An 18,378-nucleotide genomic window follows, 5' to 3' on the forward strand; every position below is an offset into this window, starting at 1 on the left:
AGCACATTCGGCGCTCTCATTGGCCATTCATTCGGTATTGGGATGAAGTTTGCAGCCAAAGCACCGCAAAAGTTTCATGCTTATATCGGTATCGGTCAGGTGGCCGATACGGCAGCAAGTGAATTGGATAGCTTGGAATATACGCTAGAACAGGCGAGGCTGGACGGAAATACGAAAGATGCGGAGAAATTAGAACCTGCGCGGGGTCTGAGCGAAAAAGGAGAGGCCATCACTCCAAGAAATTTGGTCCGCAAATATGGCGGAGGAAGCACGGACAAATATTGTTCAAATCGTTCAAAAGATAGAGCTTCCTGCTTATTTTGTTCTGGGGAATTATGATAGAGCACTACCTTGTGCAGGCAGGTGCTCTATGGCTTTTCTATTACTGGCAGAGTTATCTGATCTTTTCAACTCATTCGTATTCGCCCAATCGGCAAGGCTAGTTTTTAGCTGGCATGCTCAGCGGCGTGTTCCAATCTATGCTGTAAGGGTTGTCGGAGCTTTTCAAAAGATCCGCATAAATTTTCTGTCTTCTCACGAGATTGGAGTTCGGGTCGCTTAGGCTTTCCTCAGACCAGTATTGATAGCCAAGGAGATAATTGCCTAACAGCTCTTCCCATGAACTGAAGCGTTCTCGCATTTTCTCCGCCGCCTCTATGCTTAACTCTACGGCATGTTCATACGGGATATACCCGGCAATGTAGGACCAGCTTGCCACTTGAGTCGCCCGGCATAAATCCCAAGCAGCGATGCCGTATTTTGGGGATGTAGTATGTACTTTTGCGAATAATTCGACGCTTTCCGTAAATTTGATTTCTTCGGATGTTGGATTCGAGGATGTTTTCATTTCAGCGATGATGTCATTAAATTCATCCTTGCGCGCAAGATACTCATTCATATACGTCATAAATTCGGCATTATGCCCTTCCGTAAGCAGCCATTGAATCGTCGACTCCGCGCTCTCGGCATCGGTGATGCTCCATGAGTCTTGGAGAACCTCCTTCATCATCTCCGCATTCGCCGAGGAGGGCTCAACTCCGCCGAATAGCTTCAGATCGACTCCGTTATCCACCGTAATTAAAGCATACGTAGCATTGATGAACGGAAGCGTGCCGTCGTCGGGCTTGGTCTCCTCCTTCGGATTCGTCGACGACGGGGAACAACCTGATAAACCAATAGCGATGGCGCATAAAGCGATGAAAAAAAAGAATGTTTTTCTCAAGATGGTGTCTCCTCCAGTTCTATTCCTATCCTTGCTTGACATGAAATGATCACTTATCTTACCACACTTTTGTGTAAGTTTCTGTATGAAATATTCCACAATATGCAAAAGAGCCAAGCCGCCTGAGAGCCAGGCGGCTTGGTTCGTATTGGACAGGCAGCCCCACGTTTCCATTCAACTCAGCGCTTGCCCGTTAATCTTCCGGAACACCTCGTAGCTGCGCCGGGCGCATTCCGAGAGGCGATCGGATGGAAGCCGCTCACTTCCGCGTACAGCGTATCGTTCAATCTTGCCGTCCACCGTTCCGGCAGCAGCTTGCGTTTGCGTAACCGAAGGGAGTAGAGTAGCATAACTTCTCTGGCAGATGGTAAAGTGAACAAGACGGAGCTTTCCTGTCAGCAGACTGTTAATGCCGCCCTAATTTGATTCGAGCGAGGTATGAATAGATGACGAAACGAAAATTTTATACTTGGTCTCTGCTGGCTGTCCTTGCCGGTTACATCATGTACGTCTTGTATAACAATTACCTTCACGATCCGCAAGCCGCTGCATTTTTGAGCCGCAAATCCAATGCCGCCCGACCCATTAACACCCAGGTCTGGTTGCCGGTGATGAAGGTTCATGCGGCATTCGCCTGCCTGGCGATCCTGGCGGGAGCGGTTAACTTCATACATACGCTGCTGAGAAAATATCGGCTCTTCCATCGAATCAACGGCTATCTGTATGTGATATCCGTTTTCGCGGTGGTGCTTACTTCAGGCTACATGGCTCCGTATGCGACAGGAGGGAAGCCCGCGAGCATTGCCTTCAATCTGCTGAATATGATCTGGATGTTCATCACGGTGGTGGCGATCGTGAACATAAAAAAGAAGCGGATGATCCGGCACCGGGCATGGATGATTCGCAGCTACGTTTTTTGCTTCACGAACCTGACCATTCATCTCCTTACCTTTGCGCTCCATGAAGGGATGGGCTTGCCGTATCCGGCCAGTTACACTGCCGCCGTCTATGCTACGATCCTGCTGCTCTTCGGGTTGGCGGAGATCATCATACGCCGGATTGGCCGATCTCCGATTGACTTCAATCGCTCCGAAGCGGCATAAGCGAGCAGAGGCAGGGTCTGGCAGTATACCGGGCACAAGGGCAGCATGGGGAAAACGGACCGGGCCGGTCACTCCGCATCATTCTCATTGACAAGCAGCCCCATCATCTGCGTAAAGTGCTGTTAGTCGGCAGCGGAGCACAGCATTGCCGTCCCGCTCGGTGATCTGTACCCGCACCGCAGGAGGTTCAGCTTGTTCAGGGAACGGTTACCCGCCTGTACAGAGCGGCTAACAAGCTGCTGTATACGGACAATCGCGGACAAGAACAGGCATTGCATTACGATGTGCTGGTTATGGCCGCGGGAAGCGTCGTACGGCAACCGGGATTGGTTGTTCCTTGACGACAGTCTTGCGAATATCTGCAATTTGTGATAAAAGGTCTATAATACACAAAACCAGTCGGTAGGGTCAGCAAGACTACGGTAAAGGAGCGAACGAACGATGGAATGGAAAGAGATTACGACAGCAGACGAGTGGGCAAAGCTGTTGGAACAATCGGCGGAGCGCGGGGTTGTCGTGCTGAAGCACAGCACCACCTGTCCCGTAAGCTCGAATGCGCTGAACGAGTACGATCAGTATTTGCAGGGCAATCCGAACAGCGCTATCGATTACGTTCTCGTCAAGGTGATCGAGTCCCGCCCCGTCTCCAACCAGATTGCCGAGGATCTCGATGTAAAGCATGAGTCGCCGCAAATCATTTATGTCAAAGACAAGCAAAAATACTGGACGGCTTCCCATTGGGCGGTAACGACCGAGCATATGGCAGCGGTATTGGATTAGATCGGCCATGAAAAAATAGAGCCCGTTCCGGATGACCCGGGGCGGGCTCTTGTCTATCACGAATGAACACGAACCATGCCGGAACCTAGTACTTTTTCTCGAATAGAACTTCTCCATTGTCGGAGACGGCTGTAACCGAAGCGGGATAACCTTCAATACCTATTGCGATTTCTGTATAGATGGTTTGATTTCGTCCTACCTTAATTCCTGAAACCTCTCCATTAGGGTAGCTAATATAGATTGTATTGACACGATGATCATTGATGCTTCCCGTTACGACATGAATTCTTTTTTTTATGTTGTCATATATCGTTTCGCTAACCATATTATATATGCTAATCGGGTCATGATTCGTTAGCTTCGTTCCATCCAGGAAGCCTAGCTCATAGTTATCATCGGGCATTTTTTCAGCATACATAACAGCATGCCAGTTCACACTGTCTTTTTCAAAAAGAAAGGTCACGAAGCAGGATTTTTCCGAGACATTCACATCTACGACGCGAATGTTTTTTGTATTACCTCCGTATTTCAAGTTTGCGGTTGTTGTCAAAAGCTCCTCCAGACTATCCTCTACCCCATGCATGCTCTTAACGTCCATTTCTTTGTCCCTATTTTCGGTACAGCCAGAAATCATACTGACAAGCAAAACGAAAAGAACAATGATCTTACTTTTTTTCATCGCACCTCACCTTTGATTTAGTTCGCTCATTTTTTAACTGTCATTGCGGCATGCTTTTATATTTATGTATATGATAACCAGTCTAAAAACTCTTGCTCCTAAAGAAATCCGGCGGAGGCGCCGATGATATTCAAGGAAGGGAAATTGTGGATGTTCATTCCATCCTAGAATAGCACTCGCATAGGGAGAAAGAGGGTAAAAGAGAAGCGATGAAATGGCAGTGGCACAAAATCGCAATGGCGGTAGTCATCGGGTCCATGCTGGTCACCGGATGCGGCAGCGGGTCGCAGAGCAACTCGGACAGCAAGCAGGAGGGAGCTGATAGTACGGCAGTTCAGCAAACCGCGGAGAAGTCTAAGCCTAAGGGGACCGCGTTCACCAGCCTGGACGGGACAATGCAGCTGACCTTGCCGAGCTCCTGGAGACAGAATGATGAGCTCAACAATATGGCGCAGTTCGCTGCGTATCATCGGAGCAATAACAGGTTCGCCCTCGTGAGCAGGACGCTGAAGGCCGATCTAGAGGATGGGGCAACGGTTGACGATATTGTCGATCGGACCATCACTAATGCTGATGCGATCACATTGGATGACATGGAAGTCATTGCAACCCGGGATACCTACGTCGGCCCTGACCCAGCCAAGCAGCTGGAATTCCGTGGCATCAACAAAAACGGCACGAAGGAGAAAGTTCATTATCTTGTTACAACAATGGAGAAGGGGGATAATTTCTACCAAATCGTATTTTGGACAAAGGAATCCAAGTTCGACAAATACAAGGAAGAATTTGAACAGGCCACAGAGACATTCAAGGTGCTGAATGCAAGCGATTCGGAAGCGCCAGCCGCAGCCCCGGCAAAGCCGAAAGTGATCAAGAGCGCTGACAGCCGGATGGAGCTGACAGTGACGGCCAATTGGATGGAATACCCGTTGAACGAAGATGCCGAGATATCCGCCTTCTATCCAGCGGGCAATGAGTACGTCATCGTCATCCCGGATGATCGCGAGGAGATGGGAGATATTCAGACCCTCGAAGACTACTATGATCTGTTATATGAGTATAACTATAGCGAGTTCGCATCAGGGAGGGCTGTAGAAGAGCCGAAGAGCGTGAACATCAACGGCTTGCCTGCCTTGCAGTTCGAGATCCAGGGCGTCTCGGAGGACAAAGAAAAAATCGCGATGCTCATTACGCTGATTGAATCGCCACAGCAGTTCACGCAGGTAATCTTCTGGACAACCCAGTCGAACATCGAGCAGAAGCGCGAACGCTTCATCGAAGCCGCGGCTTCCTACAAGGAGCACGCCCTTCATACGTGATGATAAGCCGTTACGAACATCAAGGCCGGGAGTTCCCGCGAGGAGATACCCGGCCTTCATGCTTCTGATGCCTCGGTGGAGATTTCCCCCCGTTCCCGGTGGCTGGGTGAACTCCTGGCACGATGTTCGTGCCGAGGTCCATGTTATTTGTGGGTATGCATTCGCTAGAGAGACAGAAAGAAGGGTAAAAGGGAAACGATGAGTAGACAATGGTATAAGGCCGCAGCGGCGGTCATGATCGCAGCCGTGCTGGCGGCCGGATGCGGCGGCTCGCAGAACGAGGCGGAGACATCTGCACCTAAGGGCACAACATTCGCCAGCCTCGATGGCAACATGCAGCTGACCTTGCCGGACAGCTGGAGGCAGGATGAGGAGTCCAGTCAAAGGGCGCGGTTCGCCGCTCACCACGAGAGCAAGGACAGGTTCGTCATCGTAAAGAGGACGGCGAAGGCCGATCTGGAAGACGGGGCAACCGTGGACGATATCGTTAATCGGACCATCAACATCTCCGATACGATTACAATGGATGATATGGAAATGCTCGAGATCCGGGATGTCACCGTCGGCTCTGACGCAGCCAAGCAGATCGAATTCCGCGGCATTGACAAAAATGCTACGAAGGAAAAACTCCGTTTCCTTGTTACGACATTGGAGAAGGGCGATTATTTCTACCAACTCGTATTCTGTGCGAAGGAATACAAGTTCGACAGATATAAAGATGAATTCGAGAAAAGCATTCAGTCGTTCAAGGCTATCTCACCAAGCGCCGCTGAGGCAGAAGCCAGCGATCCGGAAAAACCGAGCGTGTTCCAGAGCGCCGATAAGCGGATGGAGCTGACGCTTACGTCCAACTGGATGGTATATCCGATGAATCCGGATGCTGAGATATCCGCTTACTATCCTGCGGAGAATGAATTCGTCATCGTCATCCCGGACGCACGCGAGGAGATGGGGGAGATAGAGACGCTCGAAGATTACTATGACCTGCTGTACGAGCTTAACTTTAGCGAGTTCATGCCGGGAGGGCCAGTAGAAGAGCCAAGAAACGTGGAAATTAACGGCCTGTCAGCCCTGCAGTTCGAGATTCAGGGCGTCACGGAGGATAAAGAAAAGATTGCGATGCTGATTACGCTGATTGAATCGCCGCAGCAATTCACGCAAGTGATCTTCTGGACAACCCAGTCGAAAATTGAGAAGAAGCGCGAGAGCTTCATCGAGGCCTCGGCTTCCTATAAGGAGCACGCCCAATAATTCATACATGATGAAAGTTACGAACATCAAGGCCGGGAGTCCCGCGAGGAAATCCCCGGCCGGCTCAAATGATTCTACTCCGGAAGCTGCTTGTCTTACTGTCCCCCCAATTTGATAGAACGAACTACTTACAAATAGTCGAGGCTATTGAGAATCAAAAGCAGTCCAACAATACACATGACCCACGAAAGCGCCGAACCCGAATGCTTGGCGATTTTAAGCCGAAGGCTTTCCAATGGTCTTTGCATCGCGCGGCCAAACAGGACGTGCAGCGCGTACACAATCAATGGCGGCAGCACCATTACGACATTATAAGCCGCCAACAAAGGAAACCACTGGTACAGCACTAAATCAGAAGTCGTCATAAGGCCGATTGCCGCAAAATAGGGGAAGGCTGTACCCACTTCAATGATTGATGTTGTGAATCCCAATGCCACCATCGCTATTTTACTTTTGGACCGGGGTCTGGGTAATTCCGATTTTTCACTCTTGGGAACGTAGAAGCTAGCGATAAACAAAACTCCCCCAATAATGAGCATGACCCAACTTACTATACGACTTTGAAAAATTGTGGAGAACGCCTCTAAAATTACACCAAGTCCCAATTTGAGCGCTACGCCAACTAAAAAGTAAAATCCGGCGACGGTCAATAAATAAATCATTAATCGGGAACTCAGTCGTTCTTTCTCAGTTAACAGCAAATAGACCGTTACCCCCAGCGTAGCTGGACTGAGGGTATCCAGCAAGGCTAGCCCGCCGATCATCAGCAGTAACTCATTGCTCACGATTTCCCTCCTTGATTGGTAGAACTGTCTGGAACGGTAGACATAAAAATCTCATATGCACTTTCCATAAAATCAAGAACTTCCTTTTTGATAGGATAAAGGCCCAGTTTCTCGGACGCTTCGGGCGATTTCCTCAAATCCCATAATTTATTAATAAACTCGTCCTCATCTTTGAATTCTTCCTTTTGCTTTTCCAGCATGCGCCTTATAATATTTTGCACACTTGGTGATGAAGGCTCCCCGATTTCGTAATATTTGGTAATTTGGCCAGTCAGCGCAATCCATTCCAGCGCTTCGGGATGTTCATCATTCATATTCGGCAATTCAAGCTCCATGTCATTGAATATGCTGTCCCTGAATAACTCCAGCCTCTTTTTATCCTGATTGGACAACTGAATAAGCTTTTGAATTGCCAGTTCTTCATCGCCCCCCTCTACTGCAAGGCCATTTAATAACTCGCGCAGAGATAGCTCTATTTCCTTTAATCTTGCTTGCTCCTCCAATATATAAGTCAGTTGATTTTTCAACCCCCTTGACCAATTCCATTTGGGGTACGATTTGATCGTAATACCGAAGTGTTCTGACCGTAATGTTGGTCTGATTTGCAACTTTTTTGATGTGAATCATTCTTGAATACCTCCAACGACACCACGTTATTCCTTATATAATGCATACTTAATCAAATAGCCGGCCCCGAGACCTACCAATACCGCGGGCAGCGTATGGTTAATTATAACTCCAATCCCCGCCCCCACAATCACACATCCATATATAATGATATCTCCTTTTTCTTTTTTCACAGCCAGCATCCCCTTTGTGCACTTATTTCCCTCCTGAATAAGGGGGATATTTACCGATCCCATTATACAAAATGACGTTGCGTCACTTTCAAGCCTTTTTATTGCCGGCTGCGATTTTTTGTTCATCAAGCTTGAAAGTGACATTGCGTAATCTTATATACTCCCTTTTATAACGACACTGAGGTGATGGGATGAAGAAGTTTTACGGCTGCCTGTGGTTGATCTGCATAGTGCTTATTAGCGCGTGCGGTCACAATGAAATCGAAGATTTGCAAATGATATCGCTGGACGGCATAGATACGATCCATATTGATCATGGGAGCACAACGGTGCATGTAAGTACAGCTGATGCCGCTAAGCTTGAAACCTCCTTGCTGATGTTCGACAATGGACCGGGTGTCCTATTCGACAAAGGAAGGCGCAATCTTAAAATCCGCTTGAAGAGCGATGTACGTCGCATGTTGAATATCGGGCAAATGCCTGAGCTTTTCATTCGCGTACCAATTGGTTATGAGGGAAAAATAATTGTTGACGGATCTTCTGGACAGGTCAATATTAATGATTTGCATGCAGAGGAGCTTGACATCAGAGGAAAAAGCGGGAATATTTCGCTGGATTATACAGAAATAACGAATGAAATCAAAGTTTCTGCCAAAAGCGGAAATGTGCTTTTAAAACTGGAGAACCCAGATTCCAACGTTAACTGGCTTCTTCAGACTGGCAGCGGGAGACGATCCGTTGCTATTCCATTGGAAAATCGTCAGCAAACCAATCGAAAAACAGAGGGCCGGACAGGGGATGGTTCATTTAATGTACAGATTAAGACGACATCCGGGAATATAACGGTTAAATAACGAGTGAACAACGTATATTGCCGTCGCACTTCCGCTTCTTGTTCCGCATAGGGGGCCTTCACCTGCTCCAGTTCGGCCCGTTCCCGTTCGAATAAAGCCCTAATCGCATCGCGATCCTGCGGGGCGGCAAAGAACACCTTCAACAGCAGCTCATCCCGGTAATTGATTGGGCTGACGGGCTCGGACAGCTAGTTTCGGAAGCAGGCATCCCCTGCGGGCGTCATCCGATACAGCTTCTTGTTGCGCCGATTATCCGGGGGGTGCCAGCTCTTCGGTGTAGCCCTGCCGTACCAGTTCCTTCAGCGCCGGGTAGATCTGCCCGTAGCTCTCGCTCCAGAAATGCCGGAGAGAAGCCTGGAACTGCTTGCGGATGTCGTAGCCGGATCGGGGGCCGCCGCTCAATATCCCGAGCACGGCATATAACGTATTGTTCGTGCGAGCTACGTTGCTGCCTCCTCCTTTTTACATATCTTTTAGATACATTTTAATGAAGTTAATGCCTGTTGTAGGGGAATTTTTCAAATTTGGAAAGGCCGATCAAGCTCTCTCCCTTCTGGCCGGACAACTATGATACACTAGCAGTAACAAAACGTGGCTATAGTAAGGAGATTATGGGGATGAAGCTGATTTCGTGGAACGTCAACGGCCTGCGGGCCTGTGTCAATAAAGGATTTATCGACTACTTCAAGGCAAGCGATGCCGATATTTTTTGCGTGCAGGAGACGAAGCTGCAGGAGGGACAGATCTGCCTGGAGCTGGGCGAGCAGTACCGGCAATACTGGAATTATGCGGAGAAAAAAGGGTACTCCGGCACTGCCGTCTTTACGAGAATCGAGCCTCTTTCGGTACGCTATGGCATGGAGGAGGACAGCGAACCGGAGGGGCGAATGATTACGCTGGAATTCGAGTCTTTTTACCTCGTTACCGTATATACGCCCAATGCGAAGCGGGATCTGTCCCGTCTGGAATACCGGTTGGAGTGGGAGGAACGCTTCCGCTGCTATTTGCAGGAGCTGGATGCCCGCAAGCCGGTTATCGTGTGCGGTGATTTGAACGTGGCTCATCAAGAGATCGATCTGAAAAATGCGAAGTCGAACCACGGCAACTCCGGCTTCACTCCGGAAGAGCGGGACAAGATGACCCGGCTGCTGGATGTCGGATTCACCGATACGTTCCGGCATCGCTATCCGGAACGGACGGATGCTTATACCTGGTGGTCGTTCATGCCGAAGGTGCGTGAACGGAATATTGGCTGGCGCATTGATTATTTCCTTGTCTCCGCCCGCTTGAATGAATATATCGAGGACGCGAAGATTGATGCGGCTATTACCGGCAGCGATCACTGCCCCGTCATCCTGGAGATGGAGGATATCCTGGCGGAAGCGCCGAAGCGTTCATAAATCTGATATTACAGATGTGCCGCAGCGTGAAGCTGCGGTTTTTTGCATGCCGGAGTGCTTGCGTTGCTGCTGCAGCAGTCCTATGAAGCATGTCGAGCCGCCGCGTTTCATATCGCGGATCAAGAACCTCGTATCATTGCCGGCTGAATTCCTGCGAATTTACAGCAATTTCTCGCTTTGGATGACGAATCCGATACAATTCCTGCACAGCGGCAGCTTTTCTCGATCGATCTTACAATTCGGGCAGAAATGACCCAAAATTGATGTAGATTTGCAGGACTCTCTTCTTCGTTAAAACGATGGCGGTAAAAAGCTGCGTTTTTGCCGGATTTTTTCCAGTTGAGCGCACGGGGCATGCTCCTGGCGTCAACATCCGGGGATAAGCGGAGAGCAGCTTGTCCGAAAACGGAGGTGGCCATGTTCACTTGGGGTCCCGATCCACACGAATCACAAGCCTGCAGTAACTAGCCGAACAAGGCAGCTTCAGCCGAACATACGAAATCCCTGCGAGCCCTGGGACATCGCACGGATTATCAAGAAATCAGCACCGAAATCCGGCATAATGACAGTAGAAGAACGAACAGAGAGTAGGGGATGAGATGAACGACTATCGAAGAATTCAAGCGGCGATCGAGTATATTGAAGAACGTCTCCAAGAAGAGCTGGACATTGCTGATATCGCCGCCCAAGCGTGGTACTCACCGTTTCATTTCCAACGCATGTTCCGGGCCATCTCCGGCTTCACGGTTCAGGAGTATATCCGCAAGCGGAGATTGTCGGAAGCGGCCCTGGCGCTGAGAAGTACCGGCCAGAGCATACTGGACATTGCGCTGGCCTATCAGTACAAGTCTCAGGAGGGATTTACCCGCGCCTTCGAGAACTGCTTCGGCATCTCGCCAGGCAAGTACCGGAAGGCGGATCTGGCCAGTTCGCGCCAGGACAAAATAAATTTCATCGACGATCCGTCAATCCGAAAGGGGAATGATGCTATGATGAAGCCAATCATTGCAGACTTGCCGGCCAAGGCGATTGTAGGATATGCTTACCGGACGAGCTTGAATGATGACCGGCACTATGCGGAGATTCCAGGATTCTACCGGGAGTTCGGAGAATCTCAGCGCTATGCGCGCATTCCCAGCCCGGCGGCGCCCAACATGGCGTATGGCGTGTCCTGTGAGTTCGAGGACAGTGGCGAGTTTACATTCGTCGTCGGTGAGGAGGTCCAGCCCGGCATCGATGACGGCCAATTGGAGCCTAGTTATGTTCATATGCAGCTTCCGGCAGGGACCTATGCGGAGTTCAAGGCATACGGGCCAGCGCATACCGTGCAGAAGATCCGCGATTATATTTACGGCACCTGGCTCCCCCAGTCGAACTATGATCGCAGGGAGGGGCCCGATGTCGAGGTGACGGACGTGATGAAGTCTTCTTACCCGGACGAGATGAGAATCAAAATCTATATACCGATATGCGGCAGGGAGAGGCAGAAGTAACCGGCATACGAAGCAGCGGCGGAGCAGGAAGCTCCGCCGCTGAACGTATCGGGATCGCGCCGCCGGGGCGGCGCTTGTTAGTAAGAGATGACAGATCACACCTCATGCGTACACCCTCCCGATGCTCGTCGGGTATGGGGAAATCAGTCAGACGAGGCTGACAGACAGCTATCGTGAACAGGCGCTTGGTTAAACAGGGGATTAGAGCTCGGTTAGGCTTTGTTGGACACGGAAGCTCCGTTGTCCTCCGCCGAAGCGGCGGGAGCCTCTTCTTCCGTCTTTTCTTTTCTTCTCCAGACTATAACCGCCGGTCCTAGCAGGAGAATGCCGAACTTGACGGCCTGGAAGACGGTTCCGGCTGCGGAGGGCTCGTCATCGGCGATGGTGTTGCCGCTTTTGGTCGTGAATTCGCCGATCGACAGGCTGACGGTGTACCCGACAATTCCTTGGTAACCCGTCACTTCCAGCAAGTATTCATCGACGATTTCATTAACCGCATCCTTGATCTCTGCATTGGTGCCCGTGAGCATACCGGCATTGACCATCTCGGTCTTGACTTCATGTTTCAATAACGCCATGCCGGTGAACAGATTAGCGGTAATGGCTGCGATACTCAGCAGAACACCGAACAAGATGGCGGTGCTTTTTTTCTTGAATACCCATATCGTGAACAGATACAGACATCCGGCAACAATCAACGGGTAAATCGGAATAATGTCGGACCAACTCTTAGTTACCCATGCATAGGCGCCACCGGCCACCATGCTCGCGACCAGGGCGATAATTACTTTGACAGCGTTCACTTTCTCATGACCCCATTTCTTATCTTTTTCTTTTTGGAGACCTGCCCCGCACCCAAGCGCCGCATACCGATTGGCGCCCTTCGATTTCCCAACCTGTCTCACTGGTGAGGGACCAACATGGAGGATAAAATTGTCATACCTAAATCGTTTATCGGCAGCCCAAGTGTTTCCATGAACTGGACCTAAGTCGGGTTTCGTTTACTTCGTCGGACCGGAGATGGATGTGGCGCAGCGTGATATACTGAAGCAGACTAATCAGGCGGACCGCGTGTTCGTCTGTAAAAACAGGCGATTATTAGGAGAAGAGATATGAGAAAACTTACCGGGGTATTGTTAATCATTGCCGGAATCATCGGAGTCGTGTTCATGTTCAATCCGGCTATGGCGGATAAGTCTGGCGAATGGCTCTCCCAAGCGGGAGACAGTCTGCTCAACACGGCGGCCAAGGAGGTACATATCGAGAAGTCGATTGATGCGGCCGGGATTAAAAATGTAACCGTCGAAACGGGAAGCGTGGATGTACAGCTGATTCCGGGCAGCACGGACGATATTGTCACCCGCTTGCATGGCCGGGTCAGCAACAATGATGCGGATAGCATTGACCTGAAGGTGACCCCGACAGGTGATACGCTTCAATTGAGCGTTCAACTGCCTGACGGCGTGAATTTCGGCGTTCACATTTTCGATGTCAAGCTGACGGTCGAACTGCCGGAACAGCAGTGGAATGGGCTTCAAGTCGCGGTAGGGAGCGGCAATGTGGAAGCGGAACGTCTCAATAGTGCTTTAATGGAAGTCAGTACGGGAAGCGGCAATATCCGCATCAACGGGATCGAGGCACGGACTGCCGCACTGCAGGCCGGATCGGGAGATATTACGACGGGGGACGTCCACGCTGAATCCTTCACGGTTCAGACGAAGAGCGGCAATATCCGCATCCAAGATATCGAAGCGGTTGAGATGGAAGCCATCGCTTCCTCCGGCAACCTTCGAGTGGAGAAGTATGAGTCCAACGTGTTGAACTTCCGTACGAGCAGCGGAAATGCGAAATTATCGGACGGACATGCAAAGCTGAACGGCGAATCGGACTCGGGCAACATTACGATTGAAGCGGATGAGCTGCGGTACGATGCGGATCTGAAGGCGTCCAGCGGCAATGTAACAGTCAGCCTGAGCAAGGAGCCGTCAGACTTGGCGGTGGACTTCAGCGGAGGCTCGGGCAGCGGCCGCATCCGTTGGGACGGCATGCGCTACGAGGAGCAGGACAAGAATAACCATACGGTAAGCGGGGCATTCGGTGATGGCGGAACGATGCTGAAGGTACGCACCCGTTCCGGAGAATTCACATTGGGCGAATAAACGACTTTCTATCAGACCTGAACAAACTTTTAGCCTCTTTTCAGTTTGGTTTCAGGTTGGATGAACATACTAGTACCAACGTCGGCATAAGGAGGTGGATACTCATGAAGCGGACTCCAGCCGTAGCAGCATGGACGACCCTCATGCTTCTGCTGCTTGCCTCTCCGGCCGCGGCAGAAGCGGGAAGCGCCAACGAAGCGGCCCAATGGCAGCCTTTCGGACAGGTCGTGTCGGATATTGTACAGCCGGCGAACGCGGCGGACAAGAGCAGTTCCCGGGAAGCGGCCGATACGGAAAAGGAATTGGAGCAGATTAAGACGCAGATGCAAGAATTGCGCCAGCAGATGAAATCGCTGCACGAGAAAAAAATTCAGCTGCTTGCGAAGAAGCATGGCATTGCGACGGAAGGCAAGACCAGCAAGCAGATTCGACAAGAGTTGAGGGAAAAGTTGGGCAAGGAAGGCAGACTGTTCCACGAGAAACATCGCAATATGGAACGTCATGGCGAATGATTGCCAGTCCTGCTGAAGATAGACCAATAGGAGAGTAACCAAGAGCTCTGTTCGGCCCGATCAGACTGCCTTGTCAAGCAAGGCAGTCTGCATTCATTCTTACAGGTAGAGGGTGGCTGACTCATCTGGATTCAAGTTGAGTTTCCAGTGCGGAAAAACGGGGTAAATCATGGATAGAATCCTTTCTCTAGTGACAATGACCAGAACGTGGCCGGGGCCGCGAGCATATGATTTAAAGTCCAGATTCATCTTCTTCTACAGATAAATGTAAAAACCCGATAAGCAGCGAATATTCGCTTCCCATCGGGTTAGGTAACCAACATATAAATGATTGCGGTACTATTCTTCTGTAGCGTAGGTGGTGTATTCCTTCTCGCTCATGACGCGACGGGCACCAACATAACGCTTCTCATAATAATCCATGCTCAACTCATCAATGCGCGTGCCTTTGTTCGTCGAGGCATGAGCGAACTTGCCGTCTCCGACGTAGATGCCGACATGCGACACGCCATTGCCGCCGCTGGTGTCAAAAAAGACCAGATCGCCAGGACGAAGATCGCTCTTGCTCACCTTCTCGCCAACTTCGAACTGGGAAGTAGACGAACGCGGCAGATCGATGCTGAATTTGTCGAATACGTACTTCGTGAAGCCAGAACAGTCGAAGCCACTGGTTGTCGAACCGCCATACATGTAAGAAATACCCATCAAATCGTCAATCGTAGAATCCATCTTCGTAGCTGCAAATGCGCTTCCTGCGCTGAAAGAGAATAAGAGGCTAAGCCCCAATGCAGCAGATACCAGCTTCTTCTTCAAATGATAAAGCCCCTTCCTTGCCTGCGAGGTTAGCTGAAGGGTTCGGTTGAAGGTCCCCTATGATCTCTGATCGAAGCGAATGAGATCAATTCACCCAAAAAACTGGTTCCCCCGCTTTCCGGCCAATCCGGAAATTCGGCATCCTTTGTCTAAGATTCAGGTTCAATGATATGTAACAAAAATGCAAGAGATCTTGCCGCTTTCATGACAAAGTTGTAATAAATCTACGACTTATTGTAACAGACCTTTTTCGCTTTGACAAATACTTTTTGTCCATAAATACCAAAAAAACTTGCCCGGATCGCCACCACGTGACGAAATGGACAAGTTTTTTGGAATTCAGGGCGAGTATGAATTTCTATCGGACAGAAATAGCCTCTTTCTCTCGTCTTATTTCTCTTCCGTTCCCGATTGCTGCCATACCGAATAACGAGAGGACAATCCCCATAACTGGAGCAGCGTACGGACAGCAGGGAACGCCTGCTGTAGAATGAGCGCCGTCAGTCCCGTCCAAAACATGGCCGCCGCAGTGAACAGAAGACCGGTCAGCAGGGCGATACCGGCGAATATGGCAGACAAGCCCAGCAGCGGAGCCATCCGTCGAATTCCTTGCAGGAGCGCATGCAGGATAGAGAGCTCTGAGGCGGCCCCGAATTGCATCGACAGGAACAACTGGCGGACAACCCACGCGCCAAGCAGCCACAAGGCAGCGTAAGGCACGATGTCGGTCATCACGGCCGCCAGCGTCGGACCATCGGCGAACTGGCGCACGGCATGCGGAATGAACCAGTAGGCAGGAAGCACGATAAGCATGGTCTCGAGCCAGTAGAGGAGCAGCATCGGCTTCCAGATCGATTTGATTCCCTCGAAAAAAGCAAGCCCCGACCCGGATTGCCGGGCCATGGAATAGAATACGCCGGCTCGAATGAATGGCGTCAGCAGCAGACGGATGAAGATAAAGGCGGCCACCGTCCACAGAAAGGGCAAGTAATCATTCGTCTTCATCAGAATGAACTGGCTCTCTGCCAGGAACAGCCGTGCCGTCATCTCGGTCGGCGCGGGATCGGGGTACCGCTGCAGGACGGGGAGCACCGCGCCGTCAATGAAGCGATAGACGAAGAAGCCCCATAATAATTGATATAAGAAGAGGAGGACTGCGATATAGATATGCTCCTTCACCCAGGACAGACCATGACTCATATAGGCTTTCATTCGATTCACCACCCCACTGCGCTCGAGATCATTTCAAGCAATTTGACGATGGATAGATTGACGCGGGTGCGGACGGGCTCCTCCACATGCGCCTTCATATAATTGTTGATATGCTTATTCTCCACGACAATCGTATAGAGCGGGTCGATCATGACCCAGTCCAGCGGCGCCGTATGGTTGAGCCGGTATTGCATCCGTTCGCCGTCTCCGTTCCACACCTTGCGGGTGCTGGTGCCGTCCGCGAAGTGGAATACAATCGGCACGCTCGGATAATCGGCGCCCTTCTTCACGATATGAACCGTGGCCTCGTAGCGGGGGGCTCCCTCGTTGTCCAGAACGCGGGTGTCGATCCCCTCGACAGCGAAGTCCGCCATCTGGTTCCCATACACATATTGATTGAAGAAATCGGTCCATTTCCGCTTGGTGACCTGCTCGACGACACGCTGGAAATCTGCGGTCGTCGGATGCTTGAAGCGGTACTTCTGCGTGTACGTCCGCATGATACGGTGCATCGTCTTTTCGCCCACCTGCTTCTCGATGGCGAGCAGGACCAGCTTGGAACGCATGTACACATTTTCGGCATAATGTCTGTGGTCTTTGTATTCCCACGCTGCCAGCTTGAGCGGAGCCGGGTCCGTCATATAGCTCCCTTCCACGGCCAGATTCGGCGCGACCCCGAATTCATGCTCCATCAGCTTGTCTTCGGCATAGGAGGTGAAGCCCTCGTCCAGCCACGCTTCCTCGAATTCATTGGAGGCGAGCAGCCCGTAGAAATATTGGTGGCCGATCTCATGAACGACGGTTCGTTCCAGATTGTAGCCCGGACTGTCATCTTCCGCACCGAAGGCGGTGATAAGCGTCGGATATTCCATCCCGCCTGCACCGTTGGCCGCCTTGGGCGGCACGACGATGGACAGGGTCGAATACGGATATGAGCCATACCATTCGCTGAACTTGGAGAGCGCGGCCTTCGCTGCATACAGATATCGTTCCTTCAAATTCTCATGCTTCGGATCGAGATAGAGCTTGATGCGCACGCCCGGCACATTCGGCGCTGAGAATGGTTCCTCTACATAGATGAAGTTCGGCGAGGCGGCCCACCCGAAATCATGAACATCATCCGCATAGAACTGATACGTCTTGCGGCCGTTCGCCAATATCGGCGTCTTCGTAGGGAAGCCGGTCGCAGCGACAGTATACGTGTCGGGAACTTCAATCTTGACGCTGTAAATGCCATAATTGGCGTAAAACTCGGAATTGCCGTGGTATTGGTGCAGATTCCAGCCTTCTGACGAGCGGCCCCTTACTCCGACCTTCTCATAAGCAGCCACCTTGGGGAACCATTGGCCGGCCATGACGAAATCCTCTGCATACCCCATCCGGGCAAAAATTTTGGGCAGCTTCACTTCGAATTTCATGGTGAGCGTAATCCTTTCGTAGCTCTTGACCGGCTGGGGAAGCCGAATTTTTATAAGCGTCTTATCCTTGGCATTGCCGTCATCGGGCTGGACATACTCAATCCGGTTCATTAAGGATAGTCCGTCGGTCGTATCCAGCGCCGTCAAGCTTATGCCGCCGTATCCGTCCCCTGGCATGGCATCTTCCCGCAGCCTGCCGCCCGACTCCCGCATGAAGGTCGTATCCGGGGACTCGAATGCATTCGGATACAGATGGAAGTAGAGCTCGTTCACCGTTTTTTTGCCCGGATTGAGCCACGTTACGGTCTGGGCGGCTTGCAGCAGATGAGCGGACTCGTCCAATCTGACATTGATATGATATTCAGCGATTCGTTCACTGAGCACTTCTGCAGCCGGAGACTCGATATTCTGCGGAGTAACGGGCTCCATCGCGATGTTCTTCGGCATGTCTGAACCGAGGGAAGGGACCGACTCAGAAGGCCAGAAGCGGATGTACAAAATCGAGCTTACGATGAGAAGTGCGGTGATCCAGAGCAGTGGGCGATAATTTTTGCGTCGGGTCATACGATTCTTACCTC

At 50.9% G+C, this 18,378-nt stretch carries 21 protein-coding genes and 1 riboswitch; of the genes, 10 read left to right on the forward strand and 11 right to left on the reverse strand.

From position 1 onward, the window contains the following. The first annotated feature begins 42 nt into the window (after window positions 1-42). A complete protein-coding gene (locus FLT43_RS17475) occupies window positions 43-339 on the forward strand; it encodes a hypothetical protein (protein ID WP_174818201.1) in 297 nt (98 codons plus the stop codon). A 100-nt stretch (window positions 340-439) separates the two neighbouring features. Here the strand turns inward: FLT43_RS17475 and FLT43_RS17480 are convergent, their stop codons facing one another. Together FLT43_RS17480 and FLT43_RS29395 are read right to left on the reverse strand one after the other, a co-directional pair. Then, entirely contained in the window at window positions 440-1,396 is a 957-nt protein-coding gene (locus FLT43_RS17480; RefSeq protein ID WP_087441055.1) for a DUF1266 domain-containing protein, read from the reverse strand. A gap of 5 nt (window positions 1,397-1,401) precedes the next feature. Next, window positions 1,402-1,602 (reverse strand): hypothetical protein, encoded by a 201-nt coding sequence (locus FLT43_RS29395; protein WP_164776497.1) that lies wholly within the window; start codon window positions 1,600-1,602, stop codon window positions 1,402-1,404. A 66-nt stretch (window positions 1,603-1,668) separates the two neighbouring features. On the opposite strand from FLT43_RS29395, the gene FLT43_RS17485 reads away from it, so the two are divergent. Next, window positions 1,669-2,325, forward strand: coding sequence for a DUF2306 domain-containing protein (locus FLT43_RS17485; RefSeq protein ID WP_087441056.1), 657 nt, complete (start codon window positions 1,669-1,671; stop codon window positions 2,323-2,325). 441 nt (window positions 2,326-2,766) lie between these two features. Continuing rightward, complete coding sequence (ytxJ, locus tag FLT43_RS17490; RefSeq protein ID WP_087441057.1) at window positions 2,767-3,105, forward strand: bacillithiol system redox-active protein YtxJ; 339 nt, start codon at window positions 2,767-2,769, stop codon at window positions 3,103-3,105. An 85-nt stretch (window positions 3,106-3,190) separates the two neighbouring features. On the opposite strand, the gene FLT43_RS17495 is transcribed toward ytxJ, so the two are convergent. After that, window positions 3,191-3,784 (reverse strand): hypothetical protein, encoded by a 594-nt coding sequence (locus tag FLT43_RS17495; RefSeq protein ID WP_087441058.1) that lies wholly within the window; start codon window positions 3,782-3,784, stop codon window positions 3,191-3,193. Between the two features lie 209 nt (window positions 3,785-3,993). Here FLT43_RS17495 and FLT43_RS17500 point away from each other — a divergent pair, with 209 nt between their 5' ends. Further along, entirely contained in the window at window positions 3,994-5,103 is a 1,110-nt protein-coding gene (locus FLT43_RS17500) for a PsbP-related protein (protein WP_087441059.1), read from the forward strand. Window positions 5,104-5,301: 198 nt separating this feature from the next. Continuing rightward, entirely contained in the window at window positions 5,302-6,354 is a 1,053-nt protein-coding gene (locus FLT43_RS17505; RefSeq protein WP_087441060.1) for a PsbP-related protein, read from the forward strand. A gap of 128 nt (window positions 6,355-6,482) precedes the next feature. Here FLT43_RS17505 and FLT43_RS17510 read toward each other — a convergent pair whose 3' ends face one another. Both FLT43_RS17510 and FLT43_RS17515 read right to left on the reverse strand, forming a co-directional pair. Beyond that, complete coding sequence (locus tag FLT43_RS17510; RefSeq protein ID WP_087441061.1) at window positions 6,483-7,139, reverse strand: GAP family protein; 657 nt, start codon at window positions 7,137-7,139, stop codon at window positions 6,483-6,485. After that, the gene (locus tag FLT43_RS17515) at window positions 7,136-7,666 is read right to left on the reverse strand and encodes a MerR family transcriptional regulator (protein WP_373994913.1); all 531 of its coding nucleotides are present in this window, start codon (window positions 7,664-7,666) and stop codon (window positions 7,136-7,138) included. Before FLT43_RS17515 ends, FLT43_RS17510 begins: the two co-directional genes overlap by 4 nt. 464 nt (window positions 7,667-8,130) lie before the next feature. Here FLT43_RS17515 and FLT43_RS17525 point away from each other — a divergent pair, with 464 nt between their 5' ends. Then, complete coding sequence (locus FLT43_RS17525; RefSeq protein WP_087441063.1) at window positions 8,131-8,793, forward strand: DUF4097 family beta strand repeat-containing protein; 663 nt, start codon at window positions 8,131-8,133, stop codon at window positions 8,791-8,793. Here the strand turns inward: FLT43_RS17525 and FLT43_RS30885 are convergent. Together FLT43_RS30885 and FLT43_RS30890 are read right to left on the reverse strand one after the other, a co-directional pair. Next, entirely contained in the window at window positions 8,700-8,930 is a 231-nt protein-coding gene (locus FLT43_RS30885) for a hypothetical protein (protein ID WP_369124650.1), read from the reverse strand. The genes FLT43_RS17525 and FLT43_RS30885 overlap by 94 nt on opposite strands. Window positions 8,931-9,042: 112 nt before the next feature. Beyond that, window positions 9,043-9,207 (reverse strand): PadR family transcriptional regulator, encoded by a 165-nt coding sequence (locus FLT43_RS30890; RefSeq protein ID WP_087441065.1) that lies wholly within the window; start codon window positions 9,205-9,207, stop codon window positions 9,043-9,045. Between the two features lie 203 nt (window positions 9,208-9,410). Here FLT43_RS30890 and FLT43_RS17540 point away from each other — a divergent pair, with 203 nt between their 5' ends. Both FLT43_RS17540 and FLT43_RS17545 read left to right on the forward strand, forming a co-directional pair. Further along, a complete protein-coding gene (locus tag FLT43_RS17540; RefSeq protein ID WP_087441066.1) occupies window positions 9,411-10,193 on the forward strand; it encodes an exodeoxyribonuclease III in 783 nt (260 codons plus the stop codon). Between the two features lie 599 nt (window positions 10,194-10,792). Beyond that, on the forward strand, window positions 10,793-11,686 hold the full coding sequence (locus tag FLT43_RS17545; protein ID WP_087441067.1) for an effector binding domain-containing protein: 894 nt from the start codon (window positions 10,793-10,795) through the stop codon (window positions 11,684-11,686). A 212-nt stretch (window positions 11,687-11,898) separates the two neighbouring features. Here FLT43_RS17545 and FLT43_RS17550 read toward each other — a convergent pair whose 3' ends face one another. Then, window positions 11,899-12,591: a hypothetical protein gene (locus tag FLT43_RS17550; protein ID WP_127510942.1), complete on the reverse strand. Its 693-nt coding sequence runs from the start codon at window positions 12,589-12,591 to the stop codon at window positions 11,899-11,901. Window positions 12,592-12,798: 207 nt separating this feature from the next. Between FLT43_RS17550 and FLT43_RS17555 the strand changes: the two genes are divergently transcribed. After that, complete coding sequence (locus FLT43_RS17555) at window positions 12,799-13,845, forward strand: DUF4097 family beta strand repeat-containing protein (protein ID WP_087441069.1); 1,047 nt, start codon at window positions 12,799-12,801, stop codon at window positions 13,843-13,845. A 104-nt stretch (window positions 13,846-13,949) separates the two neighbouring features. Continuing rightward, window positions 13,950-14,357: a serine protease gene (locus FLT43_RS17560; protein ID WP_087441070.1), complete on the forward strand. Its 408-nt coding sequence runs from the start codon at window positions 13,950-13,952 to the stop codon at window positions 14,355-14,357. 339 nt (window positions 14,358-14,696) lie between these two features. Here the strand turns inward: FLT43_RS17560 and FLT43_RS17565 are convergent, their stop codons facing one another. From FLT43_RS17565 to FLT43_RS17575, 3 genes are all read right to left on the reverse strand, one after another. After that, the gene (locus FLT43_RS17565) at window positions 14,697-15,170 is read right to left on the reverse strand and encodes a C40 family peptidase (protein WP_087441071.1); all 474 of its coding nucleotides are present in this window, start codon (window positions 15,168-15,170) and stop codon (window positions 14,697-14,699) included. Between the two features lie 3 nt (window positions 15,171-15,173). Next, window positions 15,174-15,321, reverse strand: a riboswitch (cyclic di-AMP (ydaO/yuaA leader). A gap of 239 nt (window positions 15,322-15,560) precedes the next feature. Further along, window positions 15,561-16,382 carry a carbamoyl transferase gene (locus FLT43_RS17570; RefSeq protein WP_087441072.1) on the reverse strand — a complete coding sequence of 274 codons (822 nt, stop codon included), beginning with the start codon at window positions 16,380-16,382 and terminating at the stop codon, window positions 15,561-15,563. Between the two features lie 5 nt (window positions 16,383-16,387). Continuing rightward, on the reverse strand, window positions 16,388-18,364 hold the full coding sequence (locus tag FLT43_RS17575; protein ID WP_087441073.1) for a M1 family metallopeptidase: 1,977 nt from the start codon (window positions 18,362-18,364) through the stop codon (window positions 16,388-16,390). Between the last annotated feature and the right edge of the window lie 14 nt (window positions 18,365-18,378).

Origin of the sequence: Paenibacillus thiaminolyticus (assembly GCF_007066085.1) — a bacterium.
Classification (GTDB): domain Bacteria; phylum Bacillota; class Bacilli; order Paenibacillales; family Paenibacillaceae; genus Paenibacillus_B; species Paenibacillus_B thiaminolyticus.